Source organism: Oleiphilus sp. HI0117 (genome assembly GCF_001635235.1).
Genome location: NZ_LWGA01000665.1, coordinates 1 through 6,215 on the forward strand (window position 1 = coordinate 1; position 6,215 = coordinate 6,215).

General features: G+C 42.8%; 8 protein-coding genes. All 8 read right to left on the reverse strand.

The annotated features are described in order from the left end of the window. Window positions 1-571: ATP synthase F1 subunit gamma (atpG, locus tag A3757_RS08880; RefSeq protein WP_068739458.1), on the reverse strand; the 571-nt coding region annotated here is incomplete at its 3' end. 92 nt (window positions 572-663) lie between these two features. Then, window positions 664-2,208 carry a F0F1 ATP synthase subunit alpha gene (gene atpA / locus A3757_RS08885; RefSeq protein ID WP_068507291.1) on the reverse strand — a complete coding sequence of 515 codons (1,545 nt, stop codon included), beginning with the start codon at window positions 2,206-2,208 and terminating at the stop codon, window positions 664-666. A gap of 30 nt (window positions 2,209-2,238) precedes the next feature. After that, window positions 2,239-2,775 carry a F0F1 ATP synthase subunit delta gene (locus A3757_RS08890; RefSeq protein ID WP_068507297.1) on the reverse strand — a complete coding sequence of 179 codons (537 nt, stop codon included), beginning with the start codon at window positions 2,773-2,775 and terminating at the stop codon, window positions 2,239-2,241. A gap of 16 nt (window positions 2,776-2,791) precedes the next feature. After that, window positions 2,792-3,262 (reverse strand): F0F1 ATP synthase subunit B, encoded by a 471-nt coding sequence (locus tag A3757_RS08895; RefSeq protein WP_068507299.1) that lies wholly within the window; start codon window positions 3,260-3,262, stop codon window positions 2,792-2,794. A 58-nt stretch (window positions 3,263-3,320) separates the two neighbouring features. Beyond that, window positions 3,321-3,560, reverse strand: a complete 240-nt coding sequence (atpE, locus tag A3757_RS08900; RefSeq protein ID WP_068507301.1) for a F0F1 ATP synthase subunit C — start codon at window positions 3,558-3,560, stop codon at window positions 3,321-3,323. 62 nt (window positions 3,561-3,622) lie between these two features. After that, a complete protein-coding gene (gene atpB, locus A3757_RS08905; RefSeq protein WP_068507303.1) occupies window positions 3,623-4,501 on the reverse strand; it encodes a F0F1 ATP synthase subunit A in 879 nt (292 codons plus the stop codon). Between the two features lie 37 nt (window positions 4,502-4,538). Then, window positions 4,539-4,943: a F0F1 ATP synthase subunit I gene (locus A3757_RS08910; protein ID WP_068507305.1), complete on the reverse strand. Its 405-nt coding sequence runs from the start codon at window positions 4,941-4,943 to the stop codon at window positions 4,539-4,541. Between the two features lie 331 nt (window positions 4,944-5,274). After that, window positions 5,275-6,141, reverse strand: a complete 867-nt coding sequence (locus A3757_RS08915) for a ParB/RepB/Spo0J family partition protein (RefSeq protein WP_068507307.1) — start codon at window positions 6,139-6,141, stop codon at window positions 5,275-5,277. Window positions 6,142-6,215 lie beyond the last annotated feature (74 nt).

The window sequence follows — 6,215 nt, forward strand, 5'->3', positions numbered from 1 at the left end:
ACGGTAACAATTGTACTACTTCAGGGCTCTGCGTCATGGTGTTTACAAACTCGTTGTATACCACGTAAAGGCGGTCGATCTTGCCTTCTTCGTAAGCATCCAACATCACCTTTACAGAACCGATCAGCTCATGTGCTGCAGGTGCGTCACCAAGGTGACTTAATGCAGCAACGACATTACCGCCGTAGCTTTTAAAGAAGCTAATTGCTTTTTGTCCAACCGCGCAAAGATCGACTTCTACTGCGTTATCCGCGTAGTTTTTCATATCTTTAGCAACTTTCTTGAACAAGTTGACGTTCAAACCGCCACACAAACCTCGGTCTGTAGAAACGATGATATAGCCAACACGCTTAACTTCGCGCTCTTGCAAATATAAGTGCTTATATTCTGTGTTCGCATTTGCCAAGTGACTGACAATCGAACGAATTTTTTCTGAGTAGGGCTTACCCAAACTCATACGATCTTGAGCTTTACGCATCTTACTCGCGGCAACCATTTCCATTGCGCTTGTAATTTTCTGCGTGCTTTTTACGCTCGAAATCTGATTTCGTATCTCTTTACCAACGGCCATTTTATATCGCCTTTAAAGTCTTGTTCACTTTGAGGTATAAATGACAGTCGAGTACTGCAGTATTCATAGATCTCCAGTACTCAACAATCGGCTTACCAAGTTTGCGTCGACTTAAATTGCTCAAGAGCTGATTTAATGCCGTCAGCGATATCATTGTTGTAATCGCCTTTTTCGTTAATCTTATCGAGTAATGCTGAATGTTCAGCACTCATGTAAGACAACATTGCATCTTCAAAATCAACAACTTTGTTTACTGGCACATCATCCAAGAAGCCTTCATTAGCGGCATAAAGAACGATACCCATTTCAGCAACGCTTTGTGGGCTGTACTGCTTTTGCTTCATAAGCTCTGTCACACGCTGACCGTGCTCTAGCTGCTTACGTGTTGCATCATCAAGGTCTGATGCGAACTGAGCAAATGCTGCCAATTCACGATACTGAGCCAAAGCCAAACGTACGCTACCACCTAACTTCTTGATGATCTTAGTCTGAGCTGCACCACCAACTCGTGATACCGAAATACCTGCGTTCATTGCAGGACGAATACCAGAGTTAAATAGGTTGGTCTCAAGGAAGATCTGACCATCTGTAATCGAAATTACGTTAGTTGGTACGAATGCAGATACGTCACCACCTTGTGTTTCGATGATCGGTAGAGCTGTCAATGAACCAGTTTGGCCCTTAACTTCACCATTGGTGAACTGCTCAACGTAATCAGCGTTTACACGTGATGCACGCTCTAGTAGACGTGAGTGCAAGTAGAATACGTCACCTGGATATGCTTCACGACCTGGTGGACGACGTAGTAGCAATGAAATCTGACGGTATGCCCAAGCTTGCTTGGTCAAATCATCAAATACGATCAATGCGTCTTCACCGCGGTCACGGAAGTATTCACCCATTGTTGTACCGCCGTATGGCGCTAAGAACAACATTGCTGCTGGATCAGCTGCACCTGCCGCAACAATGATCGTGTGATCCATTGCGTCATGCTCTTCAAGTTTACGTACAACCGCAGCGATAGAAGATTGCTTCTGACCAACTGCTACATAGATACACTTAACACCTGTGTTCTTCTGGTTAATGATTGCATCGATAGCGATTGCAGTCTTACCAGTCTGACGGTCACCGATGATCAACTCACGCTGGCCACGGCCGATAGGTACCATTGAGTCAATCGCTTTCAAACCAGTTTGTACTGGCTCATCAACTGATTGACGTGCGATTACACCTGGTGCAACTTTTTCTAAAGGTGCAGTTAGCGTAGTCTCGATAGGACCTTTACCATCAATTGGGTTACCTAGTGCATCAACAACACGGCCAAGCATTGCTTCACCGATTGGTACTTCTAGGATACGACCCGTACATTTTGCTTTCTGACCTTCGGCAAGACCTTTAGGGTCACCTAGGACAACGACACCTACAGAATCACGCTCTAGGTTAAGCGCCATACCGTATACGCCGGTTTCAAACTCTACCATCTCACCATACATTACGTCGGCAAGACCGTGAATTAGAACGATACCGTCAGATACACTGACGATAGTGCCCTCATTTTGGGCTTCAGAAGAAACATCGAGAGTTTCGATGCGCTTCTTAATAATTTCGCTGATCTCAGCTGGGTTTAGCTGTTGCATGCGTTAAATCCTCAAATCTGAATCTGCTACCTAAGCACTAACCGCTTCGGCCAATTTTGCAATTTTGCCACGGACAGAAGCATCGATGACTAGATCGTTGGTGCGGATAATTACGCCACCAATCAACGACTCATTTACAGTCGATGTAACAACGACTTTACGATCTAGTTTCTTACTTAGTACTTGTGCAAGCTTATCTTGTTGTTCACCGCCCAGTTCAAAAGCACTCTCCACATCGACGTCTACTGACATCTCTAGCTGTGCTTTGAAACCTTCAAACAATTGAGCAATCTCTGAAAGTAACTCTAATCGGTCATTTTCAGCCAACACAACGATAAAGTTTTTACCTTCATCATTTAACTTATCACCACATGATTCGATGAAAAGCTGTGCTTTTTGCTCACTTGTCAATGCTGGGTGGTCTAGAACAACACTCATGTTCTCGTCCATAGCTACTGCAGAAGAATAAGCAAGCATGTCTGACCAAACTGTCAAAGCTTCCTTATCCTTCGCGGCCTGAAAAGCGGCTTTAGCGTAGGGTCGGGCAATCGTAATTGATTCTGCCATCATCCACTCTCAAAACTTAAATTTCTGAGGCAAGCTGATCGAGTAACTCACCATGTTTGCTTGCATCGATTGAAGATCCAAGAATCTTTTCTGCGCCCGCAATTGCGATTGCAGATACTTCAGCGCGAAGCTCTTCTTTCACGCGATTCTTTTCTTGCTCAATTTCAGCTTTAGCAGCAGTGATTAATCTGTCACCTTCTTGACGAGCAGTTTCTTTCGCTTCGTCAACAATTTGATTTGATCGTTTGTTCGCTTGCTCGATTAGTTCAGCTGCTTGTGCTTTCGCTTCTTTTAGCTCTTCAACTGCTTTTTTCTGTGCAAGTTCAAGATCTTTAGACGCTCTGTCAGCCGCTGCTAAACCGTCGGATATTTTCTTTTCGCGCTCTGTCATTGCACCAATGATTGGTGGCCAAACATACTTCATGCAAAATAGCACAAAGCCTGCGAAGAAAATCATTTGTCCAATAAGTGTGTAATTGATATTCACACTAATTACCTCACTTTCGTTGTTAGTTTACGTTTTTAGCTAACTAAAGACGTGTCTATTAAGCACCAACGCCTGGAGCAACAACGAAAATCAAGTACATAGCGATACCAACACCGATAATTGGCACAGCATCGATCAAACCAGCTAGTAAGAACATCTTACCTTGTAGCATTGGACCAAGTTCTGGCTGACGCGCAGTACCTTCCAATAGACGTCCACCAAGTAGACCCATACCAACTGCCGCACCAAGTGCACCAAGACCAAGCATAATTGCAGCTGCAATAATTACTAGTTCCATTTTTTTCTCCTGCTTTAAGTTAAAAAGTTAAGTTAGTTAAAAGAAAAGTTTAAAAATTTAGATTAATGATCTTCGTGAGCCATACTCAGGTACACGACGGTCAAAACCATAAAAATAAATGCTTGTAGCGTAATAACCAAGATATGGAATATCGCCCAACCGATCTGCAAGAAACCACCGAACAGACCAAACAGCAAACCAGCGCTGTACATGACGGCAATCAAAATGAAGATCATTTCACCGGCGTACATGTTCCCGAATAGTCGCAAGCCCAATGAAAACGGCTTAGCTAATAGACCGACTAATTCCATAAATAGGTTCACAGGGATAAACGCCCAGTGATTGAAAGGGTGCATGGTAAGCTCTTTAGTAAAGCCACCAATACCTTTAATCTTGATAGAGTAGTAAAGCATTAGGATGAATACACCTAAAGCCATACCTAGTGTGATGTTAGGGTCTGTTGATGGAACAATCTTCTGATAACCAACGCCCACAAATGTAAGCAACCATGGCACTAGATCAACCGGGATCAAGTCCATTAGGTTCATGAAGAATACCCAAACAAAGATTGTTAATGCCAAAGGAGCAATAAGTGGGTTACGTCCATGGAACATATCTTTAACGTTACCATCAACGAAATCGACAATCATTTCGATAAAGTTTTGGAAGCGACCAGGTACACCGCTAGTTACCGATTTGGCAACGGAACGGAAGATCATGCAGAAAATAACACCTAAGCCAAATGACCAAAGTAAACTATCTACATGAAATGCATTGAAACCCATTGCAGCAGCTTCTTCGCCACCGTGAGCCATTGTCCAAGTTGCTTCTTGTAGCGTTGTGCCATCATAACGAACAGTACCAGCAGGAAGCTGGCCGAAAGTTAGGTTACTTAAGTGATGCTGAATATATTCAGTGGTTGTTAGACTATCGCCTGCCATAGTTAAGGGCCTACATTATAGAGTTAAAAATTCTAAATTATGCTTTGTGTGAGTTCGGCTTACTTACTAAGAGAGCCGAGAAACAGTTCATCACTAAAACACTGATAAAGGTGGAGTAAAGTGCTAAGTAATCCAGAGGCTCTACAAACTTGAATATAAGTCCGAAGCTCAGTGCAATGATTACTAATTTGGTGCTCTCACCTTTATAAAAATTTATAACTATTTTTTGGATTGACCGAGCGCCACTGTACAAAAACGCTTTAACACCAAAATATAGTTGTGGGATAACAAATATAACCCCACCCAATAGCGAAGAGTATGCCGCAACGCTTCCGCTAACTAAATAGTACCCTGCGCAAATGACACTCGTAAGAGCCATCTGAGCAATAAAAATCTTGTAAATCGGCGGCTTATTTATGTCAGCCTTTTTTCTACTGTTCATTAATCTTGCCTACTACATTGCTACCTTTTGATGTCACTGCGCTGTAGTTAGCAGATATCTTCCTTAATTACCTTCGACTTAAGATACAGCCATTAAGTTGCTGTTCTTTTAAGACATTTTGTTATCGTTAGCTCTTGTTTTTATTTTTCTTTAGTCTTATCGAGTCGCGGCGCTTAACATTCATTCTCGCCATTTTTCTTCTTCGGCCTAATCAGGCCTCTCGAAGCGTGGCAGATTATAGGGGTTATAATCTGTGCATTCAACCGCTCTAGGGATGAATATTCACTTAAGTTACAAAAAAGAATCGATTATTTTTCGATCAAGTTAGATTTCACTTGATATGAGTCAAAATTCCATCTAACTCATCAAGAGAATTATATTTAATCACTAGCTTACCTTTGCCTGTATTTGAATGCTGAACACTCACTTCTGCACCTACTTTTTCAGATAGATCTTCTTGTAAGCGTGATATATCGGCATCGGGTTTTGGCTTAGCTGCTTTATTTGTAGGCTTGTCTTCTATTAGGCGACGGACGAGTGCTTCGGTCTGTCGTACTGAAAGCGACTTCAACTCAACCTGACGAGCCACAATTATCTGTCGCTCGGTATCTAACGATAACATCGCTCTGCCATGGCCCATCTCCAAGTCGCCATGCTCTAGCATCAACTTTACTTCATCTGTTAGGTTGATCAGGCGAAGCAAGTTAGTCACGGTTGACCTCGATTTACCAACGGCTTCAGCTACTTCGCTTTGGGTAAGTTCAAACTCATCTTGCAAACGCTGTAAAGCGGTGGCTTCTTCCATTGCATTAAGGTTTTCACGCTGAATATTCTCGATAAGCGCCATTGCAACAGCCGCATCATCTTCAACATCACGAATAATTGCGGGGACTTTATCGAGCTGAGCGATTTGTGCTGCCCGCCAACGCCTTTCGCCCGCAATAATTTCATAGGAGTCTTCGCCACGAGAACGAACCACTATCGGCTGCATAATACCTTGCTGTCGAATTGACTCGGCGAGCTCTTCGAGTGCATCAGGATCCATGTCACGACGAGGCTGATATTTACCTCGTTTTAGAAACTCAACTGGAAGTTGCTTAAGGTCTCCATCGTTTTCAACTTCTTTTTTAAAGTCGACATTTGAGCCCTTGAGTAAAGCGCTTAAACCTTTTTCCCCTAAACCTCGTTTCTTTGCCACGTATTTTCCTACTCACTTAGTAACGCTTGATGATGACCTTTAAAAGTCATGAGCTTAATTATCATAGAGAAAAC